Raw genomic sequence first — 26,553 nt, forward strand, 5'->3', positions numbered from 1 at the left:
AGTATATCCATTTGAGAGTTGTGATGGGACAAAAGGGTATTTGTCTTGTAGAAGAAAACCATCAAGAGAAGAAATAGCTGATGCTGAAGCTTTATATGCTCAGTGGAATAAAGAAGAAGGAAGGTAAATCTTTAACCTTCTTCAATATTAATTGGTAAAATAATAGTAAACTTTGCACCCTTGTAACTTTGCGTATCGTGTTTCATCTCAGAATTTTCAACATTAATAAAACCTTTTAGGTGTTTATTGATTATTTCATAGGTCATATAAAGGCCAATTCCCGTACCTTGACTTTTATATTTTGTTGTAAAGTATGCTTCAAATATTTTATCAATATGCTCTTTAGCAATTCCTCCAGCATTATCTTGAATAGTAATTGTAATATAGCCTTCTTTACCTTGAGAACACTCTTTTATATCACAATTTGGCATTTTACATTCTTTTTGAAATTTAATATCAAATTTGATTATTCTGTTTTTAATCTCTTTATTTTCAAAAGCATCAATGGCATTATTTAGTATGTTCATTAAGCCTTGAAGAAGTTCATTTTCATATGTTACAAAAACTGTACTATCAATATCAGACTTAAGTTCAATCTCTTTTGAAGTAAGTCTTGACGAGATAAGTTGAATAGCTTTATTATATATAACTTGAGTATCAACTTCTTTTTTTACTCTATTTGGATTGAAAAACTCTCTAAAATCATCAATTGTTTGTGAAAGGTGTTTTGTAGTTTTTACAATAGTTTCCATTCCCTTATCAAACTCTTTATCATCAAGCATTCCTAGCTCTTTTTGGATTTTAGTTCCAGAAGCAATAGTTGAAACAGAAGATAAAGGTTGTCTCCATTGGTGAGCTATATTTCCTAACATCTCACCCATTGAAGCCATTTTTGATTGTTGATATAAAACCATATCTTTTTTTCTATTTTCTTGGATTTCATTTTCGATTCGCTCATGATATCTTGTGAAAAAGTTTTTTAATATATTTGAAATATAAAAAGCAAGGGCGATTAAAATGGCACTAAGAATTAAACTTATAATAAGAGTCTTTTTTAGAGACTCATTATTCATAGCTCTTAATTCTTTTTTCTTAGCTTCTAAGTACTTAAGCATATCAAGATTATAAAAGCCAGAACCAATAGCCCAACCCCAATCATCAACACCTCTAATATAAGTTGTTTTATAGGCAGGTTTTCCAGTTTCAGGCATAATTGAACCAATATAACTAATAAATCCTGGTTCTTTTTTTGCTTGTTTTATAATCTCTTTTGTAATCATAAAACCATTTGAATCAACTAAATCAATTCTTTGTTTACCAATATACTCTTTTTTTACGTGTGCAAGTTGGTAACCGTCATAATCAAAAATAAAAATATAGCCATTTTTCCCATATCTTACATTTTGAATGTGTTCTCTTATTATATGGTTTTTTATTTCATTGTTGAAGTCTTCTTTGTATTCCCCTGTACCAATTATAATATCAAGGGGTTTATATAGTTTTATATATGTAACTTTCTCAAACTTCTTATTACCCATATTTGGTTTTACAGCTTTAAGTTCTCCAAAGTACTCTTCTTCAGTTTTAAAATGGTCAATTATCTCTTTATACAAGTAGTTTCCAAAACTATCTTTTAACTTTGATACATCATTGTTTTCATATTCAGGAGTGATAGGATGAAGAATACTAAATCCATTTTTCTTAGCTATATAAAAATAGCCCCTTCCATCATTAAACCGAATAGTTCTAATACTCTCTTTTATAATATTTAAAAGCTCTTTCTCTTCTAAATGAGAGTACTTTTTATGTAAGTTTTCAACTGTTAGATAAACTTCTTGAACTCTTGTTTTTAGTCTATTTTCAAGTCTATGTTCTAGGTTTTCTCTTTCTCTTTGAATATCTTTATAAGCTTTTTCTACTTGAAACTTTGTAAGTCTTTTATTTGATTCTATATAGTTTTTTTTATAAATCTCTAAATCTTTTTCAAAATTTTGTTCATTTTGAATATAGATTAGAGAGTTAATTAATATTGCAATTAATGTAATAATAATTATTGGTGAGTATTTGATAAAGTTTAAAAGTTGTTGTTCACTTTTTATAAGCAACTTATTTCTCCAAATACTCAATTAGAAGAGTTTTTGCTCTATTTGATAAAATATTTTTATATAAAGTTTTATTTACTTTATAAATATTTTTACTTTCATTTTGAATTAAAGTTGCAACAAAATCAGAGTCAACAGATAGTTTTACAAAAAGTCTATTATCTTTACTTAACCAAGAATTTTTAATCTTACTTTTTGCTACTGCTTTTAAAGATATTTGTTCTGCAATATTTTTTAAGTCTTGATCAAAAGTCATAGGGTTATCTAGCTTTTGTTCATACTCTTTATAATACTCAATTGTTTTTAAATAGATTTTCTTACTAAGTTTATTACTTGCAATTAATAGAGTTCTTTTTTTATCAAACTCTTTAACATCTGCATCTTTTATATATGAAAAGGCAACAATAGAAATAGAGTTTTTTTCATTTATTTCTTTTACCCAGATTGGAGCATCTTCAGGCATTTTTGTAGGTTTAACTTCTTTTACTATTTCCTCATCATCACTAAAAGGGTTAAGTGATGATAGAGAAAAACAACCACTAAAGATAAATGTTAAAGATATGATTGCTAAAAGGTTTTTAATCATTATTTATCGCTGTAATTTTCAATAAGCTCTCTTGCTTGTTGTAATGCTTTATCACTACTATCTTTATCAAATGTTAATGCAACTGCCATTCTTCTTCCTTCATGGCTTTGAGGTTTACCAAATACTCTTGCATATGAAGTAGCTGTAAAGGCTTCATCTTTTACTTCTACAACTGGATTAAAAGTATCATTTTTAGCTTTATAAGCTGCACTTGCACCTGCTCCATAATCAATAAAGTCTAAAGGTAATCCTAAAACTGCTCTTACATGAAGTGCAAACTCACTTTGAGATTGAGTAATCATAGTTACCATACCTGTATCGTGTGGTCTTGGGCTTACTTCTGAGAAATAAACTTCATCACCTTTAACAAATAATTCAACACCAAAAATACCTCTTCCGCCTAAACCATCAGTGATAGTTTTAGCTACTTCTTGAGATTTTCTTTTTGCTTCTTCACTCATGTTCATTGGTTGCCATGAGAAAATATAGTCACCATCTTGTTGAATATGTCCAATTGGTTCACAAAATACAGTTTGAGATTCATTTCTAGCAGTTAACATAGTGATTTCATAATCAAAAGTGATAAACTCTTCAACGATTAATTCACTTGCATCACCTCTTGCTTCTTTTGCAAGTTCCCAAGAGTTTTGTAAGTCAGCTTCACTTCTAGCGATACTTTGACCGTGTCCTGAACTACTCATTACAGGTTTGATTACACAAGGGAAACCAATGTTTCCTGCTGCTTTTTCTAAACCTTCAAAAGTAGTTACAAACTCATATTTACTAGTTGGAAGGCCAAGCTCAACAGCTGCAAACTCTCTAATGTTTTTTCTATTCATAGTTTTGTTTACTGCATCTGCATTAGGAATTACATGGCAACCTTCTTCTTCTGCTGTAAAAAGTGCTTCAATATTGATAGCTTCTACTTCTGGTAAAACATATGTTGGGTTTTCTCTTCTAATTACATCTAAAATCTCATTTTTATTTTTCATATTGATTGTATAAGATTTGTTTGCAACTAGTTGTGCAGGGGCATTATTATAAGAATCAACTGCAATAGTCTCTATTCCTAATCTTTGTGCTTCAATAATAACTTCTTTACCTAACTCTCCACTTCCAAGGAGCATAATCTTTATAGAGTCTGATTTAAGAGGCGCTGTAAAATTCATTTTTATTTTTCCTTATTTATTTGTTGTTTTTTCGTAAAATTTTTTATCAAGTTCAGTTAGCTTATATTTTCTAATAATAGATTTTAGGATTTTTACATATTCATAGCCAATAGCAGAGTATTTAGTCATATCTTCACTTAAGATATATCCATTAATAAATTTTCCATCTTTTCTCATTTTTGCTCTGTTTGTTCTAAAGTTTTTATAAGCTCCTGTTCTATTTAGGTTTCTCATATATACTGCAATAGAAGACTCTAAATTAGGGAAGATTCTAACCATATGTTTTTTCCCTGCTTCTCTTCTAAGTGGAACCATTCCTATTTTTTTGTCATAAGTCCAATGTCCAAAAATATTGTTTGCTTGTCTAATAAATCTACTTTTTCCCCAAGCACTCTCAGTTGCAGCTTGTGCAATAGCAAGTGAAGTAGGAATAATATCTACTCTTGTTAAAAATGTTTTATAGTCATAGATGTTTTTAACTTTATATTTTTTTTGTAATCTTTCAAGCTCTTTATACTCTTTTGAATCTTTAGTTAAATCTTTTTTTCCATCTAGTGAAAGAATAAAGTTTCTCTCTTTTAGGATTTTAAGATTTTCAATTTCAACTTTCTTTTCTAAAAAGTTAAAAAAGTAGTCTTTTGCTTTTTGACCATGAAGCTTATAATACTCTTCAGGAAAACCCTTATTTGAAGTGTTTGCTATAGAAAGAGTGCAAAAAAATGCACTCAATAATAAGATTTTAAATAGTTTCATTTGAAGCCTTTAAATTGTAGTTGTGAAGACTTTTTTAACTGCACCTTTAAAATAGATTTTTCCATCTATTTTAGAGATAGTTAGCTCTTCTTGACTTTTTGGATAAACAAGAGCTTTTTCATCTACAAGGTTTAAATCAAGAGCTCTTAAAAAACAAGCAACCATACCTGTTCCACAAGCTTTTGTTTCTCCTTCTACACCTCTTTCATAAGTCCTTACATAAAGTTTTTTATCTTCTACTTTTACAAAATTTACATTTGCATTATGTTCATATCTCATTTTTGCACAAATATCATGGTCATATGCTTTCAAATCATCTACAAGTGCAACTAAGTGAGGAACGCCTGTATCTATTAAGTACCAAGTAAAACCTTCTTGTTCAAAAGGTTCTTTAATGACTTTTGGTTCAGTCATTTGAGTTTGTACAATATTGCTTTCTACAATTGATTCAATAAGTCCAGCTTGTGTTAAAAATTTCATACTAGAAGGCGCAAGACCATTATTATAAGCATAGTGTGCAACTGCTCTTGTTGCATTTCCACACATTGAAGCAACGCTTCCATCACTATTGTAAAACAACCATTTAAAATCTGCTTCCGTACTTGGAACAAGTGCTACTAAACCATCTGCTCCGATTCCTTCTGTTCTATTACATAGTTCAACTGCTTTGTTTGAAAAATCTTGTTCAACAAAAGTGTGAAAAATCACAAAGTCATTTCCACTTGCAGAGTATTTTGTATATGTCATATTATTTCCTCAATAATTCTTTCAACTTCATCTTGTAAGTTTTTTAGATTTTTAGAGTTATCAATTACCATATCAGCTAACTCTTTTTTCTTTTCTATATCCCATTGATTTGAGATTTTTACTAGTGCTTCTTCTTCACTAATATTGTCTCTTTTCATTAGTCTTTGAACTTGTAAATCTTTTGGTGTATAAACAACTAAAGACCTAGGAATAGGGTAGTGCATTTTTTCAAAAAATAGTGGAATATCTATGAAATAAGGTTTATCTTGACTTTCAAATAGTCTTGACCTTTTTACAATTTCATCTTTGATTAGTGGATGAAGTAAACTCTCTAATTTTAGTTTATTATCTTCATTTGTAAAGATGATTTTTCCAAGCTCTTTTCTTAGAACTTTTCCATTTTCAACATATTGACTACCAAACATTTCTGCAATTTTTGCAGAGTTTTCATCAAGTAGTTTATGTGCAATTTCATCTGCATCAATTATTAGAAACCCATGAAGTTTAAAAAGGTTACAAACTGTACTTTTACCTGTAGATATTCCGCCAGTAAGGGCGATTGCATTTTTAAATAAATCATTACTCATAGTAGATATTTTACTATAAAAATGATTTATTTATGATTATTTAATGAGAGATTATCTTCTTGCGATACCAGTTAAAGCTCTGTATTGAGCAGCTGGGAATACAAATGAAGCGTGGTGGATTTCTGTTGAATAGTATTCTAAGTCAACTAATAAATCTGACCTTTGTAAAATAATATCAGCAGTTGGGTGATATTTTTTAGAAGCTAAAATTGCAGTTTCATGTCCAAATTTATATGGCATAGCAATCCAGAAGTTTTGACCAACTAAACTTAAGTCATCTTTTAACTTTTGTTCATCAGATGAGAAACTTGAAGTAGAGAATGAAATAACACCATCATTTTTTAATACTCTTTCAATATTTGCTAAAAGCATTTCATCAAGATTTACGTCAGTAAAAATTATTAAGTCAACATTTTTTTCATCTTTAGAAGTTAAAATTGAAGTGTCACCATACTCAACATTTTTTAGGTTATGTTTTTCAACCTCTTTTTTTAGTTCATCATTTACAGACCCAATTACTAAAACATTTTCTGGTTCTTTATGCGTACAGATAGGAGTATGCACCATCATTTCATTAAAGGCTTGATTATTTTTCATTTTTATAAGTCCTTATATTTTATAAAATTTTAGGTATAATAGCAAAATACTATTAAACTTAATAAATATATCTTTACGGCATAAAAAATTAAGCTGATATTTAACAGATATATTTAAAAACAAAAATAAAGAAGGAAAATAATGTCAACAGTAAGTTATAAAGATGCTGGTGTAGATATTGATGCAGGAAATCAGTTTGTAGAAAATATTAAGCCACATGTTAAATCTACTTTAATCCCAGGAGTACTTGGAGGAATTGGTTCATTTGCAGGTGCATTTGAATTACCAACAGGTTATAAAAACCCAGTTTTATTATCAGGAACTGATGGAGTAGGTACAAAACTTAAACTAGCGATTGACTCGAAAAAATTTGATACTGTAGGAATTGACTTAGTTGCAATGTGTACAAATGACTTACTTTGTAATTTTGGAGAGCCATTATTTTTCCTAGATTACTATGCAACTGCAAAACTAGAAGTTGATGCTGCAACTGATGTTGTAAAAGGTATTGCAGAAGGTTGTATTAGATCTGAGTGTGCATTAGTAGGTGGTGAAACTGCTGAAATGCCTGGTATGTATAAAGAGGGTGATTTTGATTTAGCAGGTTTTTGTGTAGGTATTGCAGAAAAAGAAGAGTTAAATAGAATTGAAAAAATAGAAGAGGGTGATGTATTAATCGCACTTCCATCTTCAGGTGTTCACTCAAATGGTTTCTCTCTTGTTAGAAAACTTCTTTTAGAAAAACTTGGAATGACTTTAGAAGATGAGTTTGATGGAAGAGTTTTAAAAGATGTTTTATTAGAGCCAACTAGAATTTATGTAAAAGAGTTCAAAGCAAATAAAGACAAAATCAATGCTTTAGCACATATTACAGGTGGTGGTATTACTGAAAACTTACCAAGAGTACTTCCAGATAACTTAAAAGCAGTTGTTGATAGAAGTAAAATCAAAGTACTACCAATCTTTGATTATATGGGACAGTTTGTAGAGCAAGAAGAGATGTATAGAACATTTAACATGGGTGTGGGTATGGTTCTTGTTGTTAATCCTGCAAATGTAGATTCTGTATTAGAAAACACTGATGGTTATGTAATCGGTGAAATCAAAGCTGGAAAAGCAGAAGTAGAATATATCTAATCTTTAAAGTTTCAATTATTTAAAAGGCAAGTTTAAAAGCTTGCCTTTTTTTGTACATAATATTTTAAAATCTCAATTGTTTTTGAGGCATATCCCCACTCATTGTCATACCAAAGTAAAAACTTAATCATTTTCTCTTTTTTTACATCTGTATATCTGTGGTCAATAATAGTTGTATAGGCTTGTTTTTTGAAATCACTAGAAACAAGAGGCTCATAGTTATTTAAAACTATAGGATAGTTTTGCTTTTCCTCAAACTCTTCAAAAAGTTTTATAACTTCTTTTTTAGAAGTTTTCTTTTCAATAAATAAGCATACATTGATAGCTCCAACAGTATCTGTAGGAACTCTTAATGAGTTTGAAGAGATTAGTTCATGATTAACTTTGGATTCTACAAAAGAACAAGCTTTTATAGTAGTTGTATTATTTGGAATAATATTTTGTGTAGCAGATCTTCCAAATTCGAAGTTATAATCTACATCTCTAGTTGCACTTCCCACAAAACTTCCATCTAAAACCCTTTGATGATTTAGTAAAGGGTGTATAGTTGAAATATCACCACAAATGATTTTTTTACTTTCATCAATTATCTTTAAAGCAGGAAGTAGTGCCGTTGCATTACAAGAGCTAGTTGAAATAACTTTGTGTTTATTGGTATTAAGTTCTTGTTCATTTACTCCAAGAATAATATTTTTATGGGCATTTTCATTTGCATGGGTCAAAAAAATTGCTTTTACATCAAGTTTTTCAAGGCTTTTTATATCGTGTTTGATACCACTTGCATCAATGATATAGTCAATCTCTTTTAAGTCTATATCAAAGATATTTTGATGGTTTAGAATTTTGATTTTTGTTTTAGAGTTTTTTATAAAGTTTTCATCTTCTATTACAAATCTATCTTCGATATTTCCATATGTTGAGTCATGGTTAATAGAGTAAACAATATTTTTGATATAAGGGTTTATTTCATTTATTGCAACAACCTCAAAGTCTGAATCACTAAGAGATTGTCTAAGAATAGCTTTTCCTATTCTTCCTACTCCATTTAAAAGTATTTTTTCTTTCATTAAGTTAAAGCCTAAAGTTTTTGTTTATTTTATCATATTAACTTTTAGGCAAGTAGTTAATTAGTGACTTTACTCTTAATAAGTTTTTAGATTAAGGGATTTTTCTCTTTCTAGATAGGAAAATTAAATAATTTTCTTAAATGTGTAAATCTTTGTGTATTTATTATAAATAAGTTACAATTGATACACTTATCAATAATTAGGATATAAAATGGATATTTTAAATAGAAAAACAAAAATTTACTTATCAATTTCAGGTGTATGTGCAATGATATTACTTATTTATGCGTATTTTTTGAGTACCAGTATTTTAAAGAAGTCTTATAAAAATCAGATCGAAACACATTATGAAACGACATTATTAAAATTAGAAAGATTTGAAAAAGATAAATACAACCTTTTATATACCATAGTTAATGATAAGAATATTAAAAATATCTTCCAGAATAAGACAAATGATATCTTAGATAATTTCTTGATAAATCTTGTAAAGTCCAATACTTTAATTACGCAGTTAAGAGTTTTAGATTTAAAGGGTAATGAGGTTATTCGTATTAATCAAAAAGGAAGTAGTACATATTTTGAAAAAAAAGAAAATTTACAAAATAAGTTACATAGAGATTATTTTAAAAATTTCTTGAATCTAAAACAAAATGAACTAGGTATTTCAGAGCTTAATTTAAATGTAGAAAACAATAAGATTGAGAGGCCTTTTCTTCCTACATTAAGATTTTCAATGCCTATTTTCAAAGAGCATAAAAAGATAGCAATTCTAATTATTAATTATAATATGAGAAATATTATAAATGACACTTTTAGTTCTTCTTTTTTTGATATATACTTCCTTGATAAAGAGGGATATTTTATAAAACATAGATTGAATAAATATAATTGGTCAAAATATACAAGTAAATTAAAAAAAGATAACTATTTTCGTAGTTCAGAAAAAAAAGAAATTTTTGTTAAGAGTTTAAATCTTTTTGGAGATAAGTATTCACTCATCTATAATCTAAATAATAATTTAGGTATAGATTCATTATTTGACTACTCAATTAAAATAGGTATAATTCTTTTTATAGCAATTAGTTTTTTAATAACTCCTTTACTTTATATAGTTTTTAGAAACTTTAATCAACTAAAAAAACTTAATCAAACTCTTTCACAATCACAAAAAGAAGTTGAATTAATATTTAATAATACTTCTGATTCCATAATTTTAATCAACGATAAGGGCATAATAAAAAAAGCAAATTCTGCCACAGAAAAAAACTTTGGTTATAAGCAAGAAGAATTATTGAATAAAAATGTAAATATATTAGTTCCTCAGCCTCATCACTCTCATCATGACGAGTATCTTAATAAGCATGATGGTAGTATGAAAAGGAAAATAATAAACCAAAATCGTGAGTTATATGGATTGAAAAAAGATGGTTCATTAATTAATATATCTTTAACTGTTACAAAGGTAATAATTTCGGAGAAGGTTTATTTTATCGGTACGATTCAAAATTTAACAGAACAAGAAAAAAGTAAAAAGCTTTTTGAAAATGTTTTTAATGCAACAACAATTGGAGTAGCACTAGTTCTGAAAGATGGTAGTTTTTGGAGACTAAATAGAAAGTTTGCTGACATTATAGGTTACACAGTAGAAGAATTAACAAAACTGACTTTTCAAGATATAACTTATAAAGAGGATTTAGAGAAAGATCTTTCTTTGGTATATAAAATATTAAATAAAGAAATAGATCATTATTCAATAATAAAAAGATATGTAAAAAAAGACAAAGAATTAGTTTGGGTTAAGTTAAATGTGAAAGGTGTTTTTTTAGATAGTAATAATGAAGAACTTGATTACTTTATTGCAACTATAGATGATATCACAAAACAAATTCAGTTGCAGGAAAAATTATCAGAGGCAGAGAGAGTATCTCAATTAGGGCATTGGAGCTGGAATATTAAAACAAATTTCTTATTCTGGTCTGATAATATGCTTGAGCTCTTTGGAAAAACAAAAGATAGTTTTAATAATTGCTATGAAGATTTTATTAATACAGTTATAGAAGAAGATAAAGATTTAGTAAATAATAAAGTTAAAGAGAGCCTTGATAATAAGGCACCTTTTGATATTACCTATAGAATAAAAGCTAATAATAAAATAAAATATATTAGCGCAAAAGGAAAAATTAAATACCAAGGTGGCATTCCTATAGAGTTTTTTGGGACATGTCAAGATATAACTTCTAGGAAGAAACTTGAAGATGAGAAAAAGCAAAGAGATACCCTATTAATGGAGCAATCAAAACTAGCATCAATGGGTGAAATGGTTGGTGCAATTGCACATCAATGGAGACAACCATTAAACTCAATTGGTTTTATTGTTCAGGATATGGTGTCAGCTTATAAACATAATGAGTTAAATGAGGAGTATATTAATGAGATAAAGAAAGAGATGATGGAGCAATTACAATATATGTCAGACACAATAGATGAATTTAGAACTTTTTTTAAAAAAGATGAACCATTAAAAGAGTTTAACTTGTTAAATACTATATTAGAAGTAGAAAGATTATATAAAGCACAATTAACTGCTCATAAATTAAAACTAAATATAAAGGTTTTAAACAAAAGTCTTAACACAATTTCTAAAGAAGAAAAACTTCTATTTAATATAAAAGGTCAAGAAGGCCAATTAAAACAAGTTATTATAAATTTAATTTCAAATGTTAAAGATATAGTAGAATCAAATAAAAATTTAAGTTCAGTACAGAAAGAGATTCTTATTGGGTTTGATTTATTAGAAAATGAATTTAAAATTTATTTTGAGGACTTAGTGGGAGGTATTCCCGACTCAATTATGAAAAGAATATTTGAACCATACTTTACAACTAAAGATATGGGAACAGGACTTGGTCTATATATTTGCAAAACAATTTGTAATAAATCATTAAAGGGAAAAATAGAATATAAAAAAAGAAAAGTGAAAGTAGATAATACAAATTATTTAGGTTCTACTTTTATAATTACACTTCCTAGAAATTTATTTTAGGAGGTGTTTTTTGATAAACTTCTAATTATAATTGTAAATTTTGCTCCCAAATAGGTATGGTCATTTATCTTAATCTCTTCATTTGATACATTAATAGAACCACTAAGATGTGCTTCAATAATTTGTTTTGACATATGAAGACCAATACCTGTGCCAAACTCTTTCTTTGTAGTAAAGAAAGGTTCAAATACTTTATCTTTAATATTTTCAGGAATACCACCTGCATTATCATGAACTGTAATTATAATATCTTCATTCTCTTTTATGGCTTTTATATTAATAGTTTTATTTTTAATATCTTTTTTTTCGAATTCATCAATAGAGTTTTTTAGGATATTAATTAAAACTTGAATTAATTCATTTTGATAAGAACATAAATTAATATCATCAATATCATAGTTTGCTTGAACTTGATAATTAATACATTGTGAAGATGTTAATTTTTCTACTTTACTAAAAGTGTCCTTTAAATAAAAACAACTTTCTAGTTTATTAGGTTTTAAATAGTTTTGAAAATCTGTTATTGTTGTACTCATATATGATACTGAGTTTAATATATTATCAACCATTGAATTTAAAGTATTGTTTTTATCATCAATATTACCCATTTCTTGTTCTAATTGAATATTTGTAGAACAAATGGAAATAGTGTTTAATGGTTGTTTCCATTGATGAGCAATATTTGCTAGCATCTCTCCCATTGCTGCCATTTTTGACTGCATTCTTAACATTCTTTCTCTTTTAATAGATTCTTGAGTATTTGAAAGTTCTGTTTCAAATTGTTTTAGTTCTGATATTAAATCTTGAAGATCAATAGGTTTTACAATAAAATTTTTTACTTTTAATTTAATTGCTTCAATAAAATATTCTGGTTCACTAAATGCAGATGCTAAAATTATAGGAATGTTTATATTTAAATTTTTAAGCTCTTTATACATATCAATACCTGTCATTTCTGGCATTGATATATCAGATATAATAATGTCTGGCTTAAGTTTAGGTATGTTTTTTAAAGCTTCTAAAGGTTCTTTAAATGTGTAAACATTTGTAATTTCTCTTTCTAAAACTTTCTGGATTTTTTTTAATAAGAACTCCTCATCTTCAACAATCACTACAGATAAATTAATCATCTCATATCCTATTTATAATTATATTTATATTATAGTTTTATAATTTTTAAGATAAACTAAAGATAATATCTTATAAGGAAATCTAAAATTGGAAGAAAAATTTTTAGAGAATATAACTATACTTTTAGTAGAAGATAATAAAAACGATCTTGAGATATTAAATAAAACTTTAAGTAAATACTTTAAAAGAATTTATACAGCTTGTGATGGAGAAGAAGCTTATAAAATTTTTAAAGAAAACAAAGATATTGATATAATAATTTCGGATATTGAAATGCCAAAAATGTCTGGACTAGAATTTTTAAAACTAGTTAGACTCTCTAATTTATATATACCATTTATTATAACATCCGGAAAAATAGAAGTTTCATTTTTGCTCGAAGCTATAAATTTAAATGCAAGTTCTTTCTTATCTAAGCCAATTAGTATTAAATCTCTTTTAGAGAAGGTTGATATTTTATGTGAAAAAAAACTTTATGAAACAAGAATAAAATTAAAACAAAATGAAATTGATAAATATCTAGCTTCAGTAGATAAAGTGGCAGTTATTTATAAAATGAATTCGCTTGGAGAGATTTTATACATGAATTCTGCAATGAGAGAAATCTCAGGGTACTCAAAAAATGAATTAAAAGGTTTAAAATTTCAAGATATTATTCATCCTGATATTCCTAGTAAGTATTTAGATAATGCTTGGGATGTTGTTAAAAATGGTAAACTTTGGAAAGGAAATACAAAATTTATTAGTAAAGATAAGGAAACTTTTTATTTAACAAATACAGTATTTAGATTGGATTCAAAAGAAGATGAGTTTATTACAATTGCTTTTCTAACAACTCAAGAAAATTTAGAAAAAAGAAATTTCCATAAAAAACTAATTTCTACATTAAAAGATTTTAATATTAGAGAATACAATTATAAAAATAAAATTGATATCTTAGAAAAAGATTCTAATAGCTTTTCTCAAGTTAGAAATGAAAATGAAGAGCAAATTCAAAACTTAAAAGCAAAGCTTAGAAAGCTAGATTCACAAGTATCAGAATATGAAAATGAAAAGATACAAGACAACATAAAGTATAGTTCAATGTTGCAAAATAAAAAAGAAGAACTTGAAAGGTATGTAAATCTAATTCAAATAGAAAAGGCAAAAGCAGAAAAGTTTGAAGAAGAAAATTATCATTTAAAGAGTGAACTTAAAAAGAATAAAGAACAAGTTGAAGATTTGAAAGATGAAACTTTTAAACTTTATAAAAGAATAAAAGATTTGAGGGAAGTATTTAAAGAAGATTCTCTAAAAAAGTAATAAACAATCAATTATTGAAGTTAAACTTTAATCATTTCAATAAAAAGGAAATGTGAGTTTTCTAAAGCTTTTATTTCAAGGTTTCTCTCTTCAGTAATTTCCATTGCATCACCTTCATTTAGCTCAATATCATTTACTAAAGAACTCCCTTCAATTTGTGCAAAATAGATTTGACGATTTTCATCTATTTTAAAATCTAAAGTTATATTTTTATCTAACTCACTTACATAAAGATTTACATCTTGATGAATTTTTATAGGAGCATTACCATCTTTTGAAGAGACAATATTTAAAAGCTTATTTTCCCTTTGCTCTTTTTTAAATTTTTGTGAACCGTAAAGTCTATTTAGACCAATAGTTGGAGGGATAATCCAAATTTGTAAAAGCCTTAAATCTTCACTTTTATGCAGATTATGTTCACTATGATAGATTCCATTTCCTGCACTTAGATATTGAACTTCACCACGTTTTAAAGTCTCTTCATTTCCCATTGAGTCTTTATGTGTAATTTCACCTTTAACTATATAAGAGATGATTTCCATATTATGGTGAGGATGTTTGTCAAAGCCACTTTTTGGATGAACTATATCATCATTTAAAACTCTTAATACTCCAAAGTTTATATTATCTGGATTTCTATATTCTGCGAAAGAGAAATGAAACCTTGACTCAAGCCAACCAAGATTTGATGTTCCCATATTCTCTTTTTTTAGTTTTTTTAGCATTTTTAGTCCTTTAAATCAAAGGCAAAACATTCCATTGAGATATTTGAATACATAAATTCACTATTAAAGGATTTGCCTTTTTTATTTTTTGCACTTCCAAATATAATAAATAGAGGTAAGAAGTGTTCATCACTTGGATGATTCTGTTTGTAGTTAATAGTTTTTGTTATTTCTAGTAACCTTTTTTGGTTACCACTATGTATTATATTTATTACTTCATCATTAAAATTTTTTGCATAAGTTTTAATTGAATCGCTTACTTGCATATATGAAAGATTATGTGTTAATCCACCACTTCCTATAAGTAAAGCTTCATCTTTAAAGATAGCTAATTTTTCACCTAGGTTTATTAGTTGTTCTTTTGTATATGAGCTTGGAATAGATAGTTGAATAACTGGAATATCAAGCTTTTCATACATCATTGAAAGGCAACTCCATACACCATGGTCATAGTTAACTCTTGTATTATCTATAGAAATATCAATGCCATTTTCTTTAAGATGATTTACAATTTTAAGGCTTATACTCTTATCACTTTTTATTTCATATTCGTACTCATATAACTCTTTTTCAAAACCATAAAAATCATATAATAAATCATTGTTTTCAAAGTTTATGATTTTTAAGTCATTTGTCACATAGTGTGCAGAAAAAATGATTATATATTTAGGTTTTTTTAAACCCTTAGCAAAGCTTTTTATATTTGCTTTACTAAGAGAGTTTTGAAGAATAATATTTGGTGCTCCATGTGAAATAAATAGTGACGAGTACATTTAAATCCTTATTTTTTTAGAATACCTTCTAATTCAACTATTAGTTTTACTTTTTCACCAACTGCTACTCCACCAGATTCTAATACAGAGTTATATTTAATTCCATAATCCATTCTATTAATTTTACCTTCAAGAACTAAACCAGCTCTTGTATTTCCCCAAGGATCTTTAATAGTTCCATTTGTTTCAACATCTAAGATAACATCCTTAGTAACACCTCTCATAGTCAGTTTTCCATAAGCTTTATCATCTTCTACTTTGTTAAGATCAAAAGTAATTTGTGGGTATTTTTCTGCTGCAAAGAAGTCTGATTCTTTTAAGTGTTTGTCTCTTTTTTCATTTGCAGTATTTACTGATTTTACTTCTACAACACCATTTAATGATTTTAAAGTATTTGTTTTTTCATCATATTCAAATGAACCATTGAAGTTATCAAATTTACCAGTAACATTTGAAATCATCATATGTTTTACTTTGAAACCAACATTTGAGTGACTCTTATCTACGTTATATGTTCCACCAAATAGTGCACTTGCTGTTAAAACTGAAGCTAATCCTAGTTTTACTAATTTTGTCATTGTTATTCCTTTTTATTAAATTATTACTAGTTAGTAATATAAATGTAAAATTTTTTTAGTTTGCTTTATAGACCTTATTTAAAAGTTCATATAAAGTATCAAGCTCTTCATCACTTAAAACTTCAAGTGATTTTTTTAGGTTTTTTGCGTGATTTGGAAATACCTTTTCAATTACTTCTATTCCTTTTTTAGTAATAGTTAAAATAGAAGCTCTTTTATCTTCTGGGTCAGAAATTGTTGTAATCCATCCATCTCTTTTAAGATTTCTTACTACAACAGTTATATTACCAGGAGTACTCATTGTAAGCTTTGTAATTGAACCAATATTTAAATCACCTCTGTGATAAAGTACTTCTAGTACTTTAAACTGGTTAAATGTTAAGTCAAATTCATTTAAATAGTTCACTAATCTATTATGAAACTTTGATCTAATTCTCTCTATTCTAATAATAGTTTTCATAGATTTATCTGTTCTTTTTCCATAACTTTTCAGTGATTTTGTATTCATGTATTTAACTCCTTGAATGAAAGTATATTACTAATTAGTAGTAAATGTCAAGTTGCCAAGAGCTTAAAGTAGTACTAGTTAGTAGTAAAATGCTAATAAAAGTTCTATAAAAAGGGCTTTTATAAAATTTGAAAATTTATTAAGCTCTTTTTGTTGTACTCATAAATATAGCTGCCAAAATTAAAAAACTTCCAGTAATTCTATTTTGTACTTTCATAGCTTTTACATCTTTTATTAAAAATTTTAATTTAGATGCCATTGATGAATAACCTGTCATTACAAAGATATCAATTACACATAAAGTTAAGCAAATTATTCCAAATTGAACCCATAAAGAGTACTCAGGATTTAAAAACTGAGGAATAAATGCAACTAAAAATACAGTTGCTTTAGGATTTGTTAGATTTATTAAAGTTGCACTAATAAAGGCTTTTTTTGCACTATATGCTTTTAAGTGTTCTTCTTCATCTATAGTCTCTACTTTCTCAAAGATTTTTGAAAGACCTAAATAAATAAGATAAACAACACCAATCCATTTGATTATATTAAAAAGCATAACTGATTTTGCAATTAATGCTCCAAGTCCAATTACTACTACAAAAGTTTGTATTAGTAATCCAGCTTGTAAACCAAAGATTGCAGCATATGATTTTTTTAGTCCATATTTAATTCCATAGTTCATAGAAACAACAGCTCCTGCTCCAGGTGAAACAGAAATAGCAATAGTAGCAAGTAATAGTGTTAACCAAACATTTAATTCCATAGTGATTCTTTAATTTTAAGATTGTAGAAGATTATATAAAAAGTTTTATTAATAAAAAAAGGCAGTTGGGAAACTGCCTTTTGGAGGGAATAAATTTAATTACTATGCAGCTTTTTTAGCAGCTTTTTTAGCAACTTTCTTAGCCGCTTTTACTTTAGTTGGGTTAGTTTTTAAAACTTTTTTAGTAACTTTCTTTGCAACTTTTTTTACGTCTTTTTTCTTAGCTACTTTCTTAGCTGCCTTTTTAGCGATTTTTGCAACTTTTTTTTCTTTTAATTCTTTTGCCATTTTAAATGTCCTTTAATTGTAAAATTATCTATTACTTATTGAAAAAAGTAATATAATATGGGGATTATATATTAAAAAAACAATAATGTCAAGTGTTATAACTAAAAGAAAGCTTAAAAAATGTTTTTCTTTTGTTTAACCATTTAATTATAAACACTTGGATATAATATCGAGTTTTACTAAAAGCTTATAAGGAAATTATATGTTACTAACACCAGGACCAACGCCTGTACCAGAATTTGTAAGAAAAGCTATGGCAGATGTTACTATTCACCATAGAACACCAGAATTTGAAAAAATATTTGAAGAAACAAGAGAACTATTATTTGAATTATATGGAATGGATGAAGTTGTAATGCTTGCATCTAGTGGCTCAGGTGCAATGGAAGCTTGTGTTACTAACTTAACAAAGAAAAAAGCATTAACTGTTAATTCAGGAAAATTCGGTGAAAGATTTGGAAAAATTTGTAAAGCTTTTGACATCGAATATACTGAAATCAAAAATGAATGGAATACACCTGTTAGTGTAGATGCTATTTTAGAAGCAGTTAAAAATGACAGTGAAATTGATGCAATATTTATTCAACTATGCGAAAGTGCAGGGGGATTAAGACATCCTGTTGAAGAGATTGCTAAAGAAGTTAAAAAACTAAATAAAGACATTACAATAGTTGCGGATGGAATCACTGCTATTGGTGTTGAAAAGATTGATACTACAAACTTAGATGCTGTAATTACAGGAAGTCAAAAAGCACTTATGCTTCCTCCTGGTCTTGCAGTAATTGGTTTATCAAATGATGCAGTTTCTAAAATTGAAGAGAATGCAAAAGGTTTTTATTTTAATCTTGCAACTGAGATTAAAAAACAAAGAACAAATACTACAGCATGGACTGCAGCAACAACTTTAATCATTGGGTTAAAAGAGATTTTAGCACATATTAAAAACAATGGTGGATTTGATGCACTTTATGAGAAAACAGCATTAAGAGCAAAAGCTACTAGAGAAGCTTTAACAGCAATTGGATGTGAAGTTTTCCCTGCAACTCCTGCAAATGCGATGACTACTATCTATACTGAAAATGCACCAGAGATTAGAAAAATTTTAAAAACTAAATACAATGTTAATATTGCTGGTGGACAAGATCATATTAAAAAATTAATCTTCAGAGTAAACCATATGGGATTAGTTGAAGATTTTGAAGCTACATGGGTAGTAAATGCAATTGAGTTAGCAATGGATGAATTAAAACTTAGAGACTTTGATGGAACTGCTTCAAAAGTATTTTCTCAAGCGATGTTTAAAGGAAATTAATAGTTATGGTTTTTGAACACGAAATACCAAAGGGCTCAAGACTATATTTTGGAAAGTTAGCTAAGGCTAAGAGAAACTTAGAAAATAGAGTATGTGAAATTCTTGATTCAAAAGGTTTTGAAGAGATTATCACTCCTAACTTTTCTTACTCTCAGCACCAAGCAATTGAAAATGATAGAAAGCTTATCAAGTTCTCAGATGAAGCAAATGAACAAGTTTCATTAAGAGCTGATTCAACACTTGATGTTGTAAGAATTATTACAAAAAGACTTGGTAGAGCAACTTCTCATAAAAAATGGTTTTATGTTCAACCAGTATTTTCATATCCATCAACAGAAGATTATCAAATTGGATGTGAATGGATAGACCATGATAATATCGTTGATTTAGTAAATATTACTGGAAATATTTTAGATGAACTAGATATAAATCCAGTATTACAACTGTCAAATATCAATATTCCAAAACTTATCTCAAAAGAGTTTAATATAGATATTGACTACTTCAAAAATGGTGAAATAGCAAAACTATTTGAAATTGATGAAGCTTGGTTAAACTCACTTATCAAAGTAAAAGATATCAAAGACTTAGAAAAAGCTATGAAAATTTCACCAGAAGTGATAAAAGCAGAACTTGAAAAACTTTTAGAAGCAGCTAAAAATGTTGAATATAAAAACTTAGTAGTTGCTCCACTTTATCATGGAAGTTTAAAATACTATGATGATGTATATTTTAGAGTTATTCAAGATAATTTTGTAATTAGTAAAGGTGGGAAATATAGTTCTGATGGAATTTCTTCATTAGGTTTCGCACTTTATACAGATAGTTTATTAAAAATTTTAGAGGATTAGGGAAAAGATGAAAGCAGATTTAATAGTTGGTATTCAATGGGGAGACGAAGGAAAAGGTAAGATGGTTGACATGCTTGCCCAAAATTATGACATGGTTTGTAGGTCACAAGGTGGTCACAATGCAGGTCATACTATTTGGGTAGACGGTGTTAGATACGCACTTCACTTAATTCCTTCTGGTGTTTTAAATCCAAAAGCTGTAAATGTAATTGGAAATGGTGTTGTTTTATCACCAGAATCTATTATCAAAGAGATGGAACAATTTGATAATTTAGAAGGAAGACTTTTCATTTCTGATAAAGCACATTTAAACTTACCATATCATGCACAAATTGACCAAGCTAAAGAGAAACTAAAAGGTGACAAAGCTATTGGTACAACTGGTAAGGGAATTGGACCTGCATACGCAGAGAAAATTGCAAGATCAGGATTTAGAGTAGGTGAATTATTAAACCCTACAAAATTAGCTACAAGTATTATTGAGTTCTTTGAGCAAAATAGAGCTATCTTTGATGTATTAGAGATTGATACTCCTTCAAAAGATGAATTAGTAGCACTACTTGAATCATATAAAGAAAAGCTTGCTCCATATATTGCAAATACTACAAACATGGTATGGAAAGCATTAGATGAAGATAAAAAGATTTTATTAGAAGGTGCTCAAGGTACACTTCTTGATATTGACCATGGAACATACCCATATGTTACATCTTCAAGTACAGTAAGTGCTGGGGCTTGTACTGGTCTTGGTATCTCTCCAAAAGATATTGGAGTAGTTACTGGTATTGTTAAAGCATATACTACTAGAGTTGGAAATGGTCCTTTCCCTTCAGAAGACTTTACTGAAGAGGGACAAAAAATTGCTGACATCGGAAAAGAAGTTGGTGTTACAACTGGTAGAGGAAGAAGATGTGGTTGGTTTGATGCAATTGCAGTAAAACACGCAGCTAGATTAAATGGTTGTGACCAACTATCATTAATGAAACTTGATGTTTTAGATGGTTTCCCAAGAATTAAAATCTGTGTTGCTTATGACTTAGATGGTGAAATCATTGATTATATGCCAACTGATTTAGAAAGTGTTAAACCAGTTTATGAAGAGATTGAGGGATGGGATAGTGTAGTTGGATGTAGAGAGTTTGATGCACTACCAGAAAATGCAAAAAAATATATTGAGAGAATTGAAGAATTAACAGGTGTAAAAGTTGGAATCGTATCAACATCACCAGAGAGAGCAGACACAATTATAAGAGGATAGCCCTATGAGAATGAAATTACATCATACGCCATATATCTCAAAGAGAATTTCAAGAGATTTAGTTAATTGCGATTTTGTAGAGATTAGAAAAACAAAAGATGAAATCAGTGCTGAGATTGAAAAAATCTTAGATGCTGATATTGAGCAAGAGCATGAGTTAGATGAAAAAGTTCATGAGTTACTAGATGCACAAGAGGATGAGATTGAGTTCCTAAATGCAGATAGAAGACAACTATTTTGGCTAACTAAGAAAAGACTAGCTAATGACTTTGGTGTAATATTAAACAATGAAGATAGATTTTCTGATATTGCTCATAAAGTATTAGACTATTTATGGGAAGAAGATTATATTCACTATACTTGTTCAGATAACCAAGTTAAGAATGTGATTTTCTCATCTATTGATGAGTTTTTAAAAGGGTTTGAAAAAGCTGACGATGCTGTAATGGAAAAGATTAAACATTATAAAAGAAAGCTTATTGCTGGAACTGAAGAGTATGATATTGTGTATCATAGATTATACGAAGAAGAACTAATTAAAAGAGGGTTAATGTAATGCAAAAAGTATGGATTTATTTAGAAAATGGGACATTTTTAGAAGCTAATTCATTTGGTGCAACTGGTACAACAGTTGGAGAAATTGTATTTAATACATCATTAACAGGATATCAAGAAATCATTTCTGATCCAAGTTATGCTGGTCAATTTGTAACTTTTACAATGCCAGAAATTGGAAATGTAGGTGTTAATGCAGATGATATGGAAAGTAAAACAGCTTACTGTAAAGGTGTTTTAGTTAGAAATTATCACCATGAACACTCTAACTACAGATCTGAAGGTGATTTAGATTCATTCTTAAAAGAGCATGGAGTTCTTGGAATCACTGCAATTGATACAAGATACTTAACAAAGATGATTAGAGATGAAGGTGCAATGATGATGATTGCATCAACTGAGATTTCTTCTAAAGAAGAGCTTGCTGCTAAATTAGCTGAAAGTCCAAGAATTGAAGATATCAACTATATCAAAGAAGTATCTACAAAAGAAGCTTATGTTCATAAAAATGGTGCATGGAACCATGAAAAGAAAGCTTATAACAAAGCTGTTATGAGTGATAAAAAAGTTGTAGTAGTTGACTTTGGTGTTAAAAGAAATATCTTAAATGAATTAGTTGAGTCTGGACTTGAAGTAGAAGTTGTACCTTCAACATTTAAAGCTGATGATTTAATTGCAAGATTTGAAGCAAATGAAATTGGTGGTATCTTCTTATCAAACGGTCCTGGTGATCCACTAACTTTAACAGAAGAAAAAGAACAAGTTCAAAAACTGATTAATGCAAATATCCCTATGTTTGCTATTTGTTTAGGACACCAAATGTTATCTATTGCTCATGGACATGATACATATAAATTACCATTTGGACAACATGGTGGTAACCACCCAGTTGCAAACCCAGAAACAATGATTGTAGAAATCACTGCACAAAACCATAACTACAATGTTCCAGATAGTATTGAGCAAATTGCTGAGATTACTCATAAAAACTTATTTGATGGAACTATTGAGGGTGTTAAATATAAAAATAAAGAGATTTTCTCTGTTCAACATCACCCAGAGGCTAGTCCTGGGCCACACGAAAGTAAATATATTTTCGACGAATTTGCAAAAATAGTGAAGTAATTCACTTTTTTTGCCGAATCTCGGCGTTAAAAACTTCAAATACTTGTAAGCTCCTTACTATTTAAACCTTTTGCCTTGACCTTACAAAAAACAATCACTTTTTTTACAATCTTATAATTAAATATCTCTAATTGTATATTTTGACTATAATAAAGTTTACTTATTTGAAATGGTAGATTAAAAAATATTGATGTAGAGTTTTGTAAAACAAACGAATTTAATCGTCTGTTTTAGATAATAGGTAAGATGTATTTTTCTATTAAGAAGTAAGTTCCACTAGTAGCAATACCAGCAGCAAGTCCAGCTACGATGTCATCACCCATAACACCCCAACCACCTTTTACATTTTTATCGATTCTTCCTATAACAGAAGGTTTCCAAATGTCAAAGATTCTAAAGTATACAAAAGCAATAGGAGCTAAGTAATACATGTTTTCAGTTGTAATACCACAAATAGAAAGGGCAATCCACATACCAGCAAGTTCATCAATAACAATCTCTTTGCTATCATGTTCACCAACTTCTTTTTCATACTTATTTATTTCTCTTACAGCTATAACTGAGATTAAAAAGGCAAGTAAAAACATAGTTGATTCTGGAATATATTGTAATAATAAAACACCTAAGATAAGAGCTACAAAGCTTCCTACTGTACCAGGTGCTTTTGGACTTAAACCACTATAAAAAACAGTTAAAAATAGTTTTCTCATTATTTTTTCTTCTCTATTCCAAGTTTCTTTCTCTTTTCCCAAAGAGATTTTCTTGAGATACCAAGTTTTTTAGAAAGTTCAGTATCAGGGTATTTTGTTTGATATGATAAAACCATCATTTTTACATAATCATTTATTGTCATAATATTGTTTGTCATAAGAAGACTATCTTCTTTTTCAAACTCTAATTTAGTATAAGGGAACTCTTCTTCTTTTTCTAAAGATACAATAATACATTTCTTGTCTTCAATAAGCTTGTTTAGGTTCTCTTTTGCACTCTTTTTAAGACTATGGTAGTCAGTTAAGTATAAAACTCCACTAAACTTTTCATTTACTCTTTTTTGCCAATTATCAGAGCTAAGAGAAACAAATTTCATTTGTAAATCAAGTTTTCTAACTAATTCAAAAGCTAGTTTATCAGCACTAATTTGTGAGTTAGTTTCAATAAGTGTTGGAAATGATGTTGGCAATACATGGCTACTAGTATCCACTTCTTCAAATTGGAAGTTAAGATAGTCTCTTAGTGTTTGCAGCTCTTTTCTAATAGATTTACACTCTCTATAGTGATAGATTTTTCTTACAAGCTCATCCATAATAAATGGCTTCATAATATAATCTTTCGCACCCTCTTTGATTGGGTCAGTAACAGTTTCGTCTGAAATATATGATACAAGAAGTAAAATAATTGAGTCGCTATATCTTCTAATGATTGTTTTACATAAAGCAGCAGGTAGTGAAGTAGAAAGTAAAATAATATCGTAATCTTTTGTAAGATTATCAATGTTTGGTGATTCTACAAAATCACAATTATGTCCGTCATCTAATAGTCTAGAGACAACTTTTTGGGCGAGGTAAATTTCGCTTTCAATAATCAGTATATTCATTTTTTCGTCCAGTCATAGTATTTTAAAGTTGCAATTGATTGTACTGCAACTCCTTCTTTTCGTCCTATAAATCCAAGTTTTTCAGCAGTTGTTGCTTTTATATTCACAAATTGCTTTTCTAAGTTTAGTAAAGAGGCAATAGTTTTTTTGATTTCATTTTTATATGGATTTATTTTTGGTTGTTGAGCAATTATTGTTAAGTCAACATTAACTATCTCATATCCTACATTATAAATAAACTTTACAATCTCTTGCAAAAGAATTTTTGAGTCTATATCTTTAAACTCTTGGTCTGTATCCGGGAAAAATTCACCTATATCTCCAGCTCCACAAGCTCCTAATAGAGCATCAATAACAGAGTGAATTAAAACATCTCCATCACTATGTGCTTTAAAACCATATGGAACATCAATATTTATTCCACCAAGATACATTTTTTTGTTTTCTTCAAAGGGGTGAATATCATATCCAGTACCAGTAAAAAAGTTTTGGCTTGGTGCTTTTAGACATGATAACTCTTTTAAATCATCTCCAAAAGTTAGCTTTTTACTTTTTATTGAACCTTCTACATAAAAAACAGAACCACCATTAGCTTTTATAGCTGAACTATCATCTGTAAACTCCTCTTCTGTTTCTAAAGCAGCTTTTAGAACAGTAGTTTTTGATAGTTGTGGTGTTTGGATAAGTTTAACATTATCTCTATTTATTGTTTCTTCATTATAGATAACTGTATCACTTACTTTTAAAGTAGGCACTATACAATCAGCTTTTTCTTTTGAATCAATTAATGAAGTAATAACATTTTCTGGAATACAAGCCCTAGCCACATCAGTAACCATCACATATTCAGAATCAACATTCTCAAGAGAGTTTTTCATTGATTGTTGTCTAGTGTCTCCACCTGCAACAAACTCATAATCATCACTAAAGTTTTGCATATAATTTAGTTCATTTTTAGAAGACGTGATGATTACCTTATTAAATTTATATAGATTATCGAGTCTTTTTGTAACAAAAAGCCAAAGTGGTTGATTGTCTATTCTAAGCCACTGTTTTTTTGTTTGAAGCCCGAATCTTGTGGAGTTCCCAGCACATAATACTATAAGCGTTACATTCGACACAAGGCCCCTTTGAGTAAAAAAGTTACAAATTATACTTTAATGTAACTTATGAAATCTTAAAGATCATTTTCTAGTTTATATTTAATAGATTCGATTGCTTTTTCTAAAGTTTCTGACTCAAAACCATACTCTTCTGCTTTGTTTAAGGCTCTTTGGATATTAGAGTCTGAAAGAGGATTTTTTATATCAGCAAGTATTTTTATTATCTCTAATATTTTTACTTTTTTAAGATACTCTTTTGGGCAGTTTTCTAAGTCTTCTACAAAACCAATAGAGAAAATAAGGTTATGACTTAAGTTCCAGTGTTTAAAAATATTTGCAGTAATTCTTGCACATGAGTAACCAACAAACTCTTTTTCTACACTTGATAGGTTTTTTGTTATAGCAATTTGTTCTTGGAACTCTTCTTTTTGTTTATTTTCTGTTATAATATCAGAAATAATAAACTTTCCAGTCTCTTGTAAAAATGCTGGTAATAGTAAATCTTCTTTTAAGTCTTTGTCAATTTTCGCAACCCAAGTGTTAATAAGATTTGAAGCTAAGTTACATGAGAACATAAAGTCATCAGTAGAAACTTCATAAGCACTAAGATCAGTTTGGATTAAGTTTTGAATAACAGAACCTAAAGCAATAGAGATTGTAAAATTAACACCTAAAAGTGAGATAGCACGACTAGGTGTTTCTACTTCACTTACAAATCCAAACATTGCAGAGTTTGCAACTCTTAAAACAGTAGTGATAATTAACGGGTCTTTTTCTATTATTTTTAGTAAGTCTAGAGGCTCTTTACTTGGCATTTTTCTAAACTCTTCTAATTCTAAAACCGAATTAGGTAAAGGTGGCAAAGAGTCAATTTTGTCTACTATTAACTGTTTCAT

27 protein-coding genes are annotated in these 26,553 nt (G+C 28.5%); 8 read left to right on the forward strand and 19 right to left on the reverse strand.

Annotated features, from left to right (window positions below; all coding sequences use genetic code 11):
- Nucleotides 1-131 precede the first annotated feature (131 nt).
- The 7 genes from CRV02_RS04795 to CRV02_RS04825 are packed head-to-tail and all read right to left on the reverse strand — an operon-like array spanning nt 132 to nt 6,541.
- Nucleotides 132-2,105 (reverse strand): cache domain-containing protein, encoded by a 1,974-nt coding sequence (locus CRV02_RS04795; RefSeq protein ID WP_164968961.1) that lies wholly within the window; start codon nt 2,103-2,105, stop codon nt 132-134.
- A gap of 1 nt (nt 2,106) precedes the next feature.
- Nucleotides 2,107-2,688, reverse strand: a complete 582-nt coding sequence (locus CRV02_RS04800; RefSeq protein ID WP_129089387.1) for a hypothetical protein — start codon at nt 2,686-2,688, stop codon at nt 2,107-2,109.
- Nucleotides 2,688-3,857 (reverse strand): formate-dependent phosphoribosylglycinamide formyltransferase, encoded by a 1,170-nt coding sequence (gene purT / locus CRV02_RS04805; RefSeq protein WP_129089388.1) that lies wholly within the window; start codon nt 3,855-3,857, stop codon nt 2,688-2,690. Before purT ends, CRV02_RS04800 begins: the two co-directional genes overlap by 1 nt.
- Before the next feature lie 12 nt (nt 3,858-3,869).
- On the reverse strand, nt 3,870-4,610 hold the full coding sequence (locus tag CRV02_RS04810; RefSeq protein ID WP_129089389.1) for a glucosaminidase domain-containing protein: 741 nt from the start codon (nt 4,608-4,610) through the stop codon (nt 3,870-3,872).
- A 9-nt stretch (nt 4,611-4,619) separates the two neighbouring features.
- On the reverse strand, nt 4,620-5,357 hold the full coding sequence (gene dapF, locus CRV02_RS04815) for a diaminopimelate epimerase (protein WP_129089390.1): 738 nt from the start codon (nt 5,355-5,357) through the stop codon (nt 4,620-4,622).
- Nucleotides 5,354-5,944, reverse strand: coding sequence for a dephospho-CoA kinase (gene coaE, locus CRV02_RS04820; RefSeq protein WP_129089391.1), 591 nt, complete (start codon nt 5,942-5,944; stop codon nt 5,354-5,356). Before coaE ends, dapF begins: the two co-directional genes overlap by 4 nt.
- 51 nt (nt 5,945-5,995) lie before the next feature.
- Entirely contained in the window at nt 5,996-6,541 is a 546-nt protein-coding gene (locus CRV02_RS04825; RefSeq protein WP_129089392.1) for a spermidine synthase, read from the reverse strand.
- Nucleotides 6,542-6,682: 141 nt separating this feature from the next.
- On the opposite strand from CRV02_RS04825, the gene purM reads away from it, so the two are divergent.
- The gene (gene purM / locus CRV02_RS04830) at nt 6,683-7,678 is read left to right on the forward strand and encodes a phosphoribosylformylglycinamidine cyclo-ligase (RefSeq protein WP_129089393.1); all 996 of its coding nucleotides are present in this window, start codon (nt 6,683-6,685) and stop codon (nt 7,676-7,678) included.
- A 32-nt stretch (nt 7,679-7,710) separates the two neighbouring features.
- Here purM and CRV02_RS04835 read toward each other — a convergent pair whose 3' ends face one another.
- A complete protein-coding gene (locus CRV02_RS04835; protein ID WP_129089394.1) occupies nt 7,711-8,745 on the reverse strand; it encodes a glyceraldehyde 3-phosphate dehydrogenase NAD-binding domain-containing protein in 1,035 nt (344 codons plus the stop codon).
- Between the two features lie 211 nt (nt 8,746-8,956).
- On the opposite strand from CRV02_RS04835, the gene CRV02_RS04840 reads away from it, so the two are divergent.
- Nucleotides 8,957-11,791: a PAS domain-containing sensor histidine kinase gene (locus tag CRV02_RS04840; protein ID WP_129089395.1), complete on the forward strand. Its 2,835-nt coding sequence runs from the start codon at nt 8,957-8,959 to the stop codon at nt 11,789-11,791.
- Here CRV02_RS04840 and CRV02_RS04845 read toward each other — a convergent pair.
- Nucleotides 11,788-12,921 carry a response regulator gene (locus CRV02_RS04845; protein ID WP_129089396.1) on the reverse strand — a complete coding sequence of 378 codons (1,134 nt, stop codon included), beginning with the start codon at nt 12,919-12,921 and terminating at the stop codon, nt 11,788-11,790. The genes CRV02_RS04840 and CRV02_RS04845 overlap by 4 nt on opposite strands.
- An 88-nt stretch (nt 12,922-13,009) precedes the next feature.
- Between CRV02_RS04845 and CRV02_RS04850 the strand changes: the two genes are divergently transcribed.
- On the forward strand, nt 13,010-14,224 hold the full coding sequence (locus CRV02_RS04850) for a response regulator (protein WP_129089397.1): 1,215 nt from the start codon (nt 13,010-13,012) through the stop codon (nt 14,222-14,224).
- 20 nt (nt 14,225-14,244) lie between these two features.
- On the opposite strand, the gene CRV02_RS04855 is transcribed toward CRV02_RS04850, so the two are convergent.
- From CRV02_RS04855 to CRV02_RS04880, 6 genes are all read right to left on the reverse strand, one after another.
- Nucleotides 14,245-14,949 (reverse strand): pirin family protein, encoded by a 705-nt coding sequence (locus CRV02_RS04855; RefSeq protein WP_129089398.1) that lies wholly within the window; start codon nt 14,947-14,949, stop codon nt 14,245-14,247.
- 2 nt (nt 14,950-14,951) lie between these two features.
- Nucleotides 14,952-15,722, reverse strand: coding sequence for a class III extradiol ring-cleavage dioxygenase (locus CRV02_RS04860; RefSeq protein WP_129089399.1), 771 nt, complete (start codon nt 15,720-15,722; stop codon nt 14,952-14,954).
- Between the two features lie 8 nt (nt 15,723-15,730).
- Nucleotides 15,731-16,300: a YceI family protein gene (locus CRV02_RS04865; protein ID WP_128983843.1), complete on the reverse strand. Its 570-nt coding sequence runs from the start codon at nt 16,298-16,300 to the stop codon at nt 15,731-15,733.
- Nucleotides 16,301-16,355: 55 nt separating this feature from the next.
- Nucleotides 16,356-16,808 carry a MarR family winged helix-turn-helix transcriptional regulator gene (locus CRV02_RS04870; RefSeq protein WP_129089400.1) on the reverse strand — a complete coding sequence of 151 codons (453 nt, stop codon included), beginning with the start codon at nt 16,806-16,808 and terminating at the stop codon, nt 16,356-16,358.
- Between the two features lie 139 nt (nt 16,809-16,947).
- On the reverse strand, nt 16,948-17,571 hold the full coding sequence (locus CRV02_RS04875) for a LysE family transporter (protein WP_129089401.1): 624 nt from the start codon (nt 17,569-17,571) through the stop codon (nt 16,948-16,950).
- Between the two features lie 102 nt (nt 17,572-17,673).
- On the reverse strand, nt 17,674-17,859 hold the full coding sequence (locus tag CRV02_RS04880; protein ID WP_129085676.1) for a hypothetical protein: 186 nt from the start codon (nt 17,857-17,859) through the stop codon (nt 17,674-17,676).
- A 202-nt stretch (nt 17,860-18,061) separates the two neighbouring features.
- Between CRV02_RS04880 and CRV02_RS04885 the strand changes: the two genes are divergently transcribed.
- The 5 genes from CRV02_RS04885 to carA are packed head-to-tail and all read left to right on the forward strand — an operon-like array spanning nt 18,062 to nt 22,960.
- Complete coding sequence (locus CRV02_RS04885) at nt 18,062-19,171, forward strand: alanine--glyoxylate aminotransferase family protein (protein WP_129089402.1); 1,110 nt, start codon at nt 18,062-18,064, stop codon at nt 19,169-19,171.
- 5 nt (nt 19,172-19,176) lie between these two features.
- The gene (locus tag CRV02_RS04890; protein ID WP_129089403.1) at nt 19,177-20,022 is read left to right on the forward strand and encodes an ATP phosphoribosyltransferase regulatory subunit; all 846 of its coding nucleotides are present in this window, start codon (nt 19,177-19,179) and stop codon (nt 20,020-20,022) included.
- Between the two features lie 7 nt (nt 20,023-20,029).
- Nucleotides 20,030-21,280, forward strand: coding sequence for an adenylosuccinate synthase (locus CRV02_RS04895; RefSeq protein WP_129089404.1), 1,251 nt, complete (start codon nt 20,030-20,032; stop codon nt 21,278-21,280).
- Between the two features lie 4 nt (nt 21,281-21,284).
- Entirely contained in the window at nt 21,285-21,836 is a 552-nt protein-coding gene (locus CRV02_RS04900; protein ID WP_129089405.1) for a DUF507 family protein, read from the forward strand.
- Complete coding sequence (gene carA / locus CRV02_RS04905; RefSeq protein ID WP_129085681.1) at nt 21,836-22,960, forward strand: glutamine-hydrolyzing carbamoyl-phosphate synthase small subunit; 1,125 nt, start codon at nt 21,836-21,838, stop codon at nt 22,958-22,960. Before CRV02_RS04900 ends, carA begins: the two co-directional genes overlap by 1 nt.
- A gap of 230 nt (nt 22,961-23,190) precedes the next feature.
- On the opposite strand, the gene CRV02_RS04910 is transcribed toward carA, so the two are convergent.
- The 4 genes from CRV02_RS04910 to CRV02_RS04925 are packed head-to-tail and all read right to left on the reverse strand — an operon-like array spanning nt 23,191 to nt 26,553.
- Nucleotides 23,191-23,670, reverse strand: coding sequence for a phosphatidylglycerophosphatase A (locus tag CRV02_RS04910; RefSeq protein WP_129089547.1), 480 nt, complete (start codon nt 23,668-23,670; stop codon nt 23,191-23,193).
- Nucleotides 23,670-24,554: a response regulator gene (locus tag CRV02_RS04915; protein WP_129085682.1), complete on the reverse strand. Its 885-nt coding sequence runs from the start codon at nt 24,552-24,554 to the stop codon at nt 23,670-23,672. Before CRV02_RS04915 ends, CRV02_RS04910 begins: the two co-directional genes overlap by 1 nt.
- Nucleotides 24,551-25,675 carry a bifunctional 2-C-methyl-D-erythritol 4-phosphate cytidylyltransferase/2-C-methyl-D-erythritol 2,4-cyclodiphosphate synthase gene (locus CRV02_RS04920; RefSeq protein WP_129089406.1) on the reverse strand — a complete coding sequence of 375 codons (1,125 nt, stop codon included), beginning with the start codon at nt 25,673-25,675 and terminating at the stop codon, nt 24,551-24,553. Before CRV02_RS04920 ends, CRV02_RS04915 begins: the two co-directional genes overlap by 4 nt.
- Nucleotides 25,676-25,731: 56 nt before the next feature.
- Entirely contained in the window at nt 25,732-26,553 is an 822-nt protein-coding gene (locus tag CRV02_RS04925; RefSeq protein WP_129089407.1) for an HDOD domain-containing protein, read from the reverse strand.

It is taken from the genome of Arcobacter sp. CECT 8989 (assembly GCF_004116715.1).
Lineage (GTDB): Bacteria > Campylobacterota > Campylobacteria > Campylobacterales > Arcobacteraceae > Halarcobacter.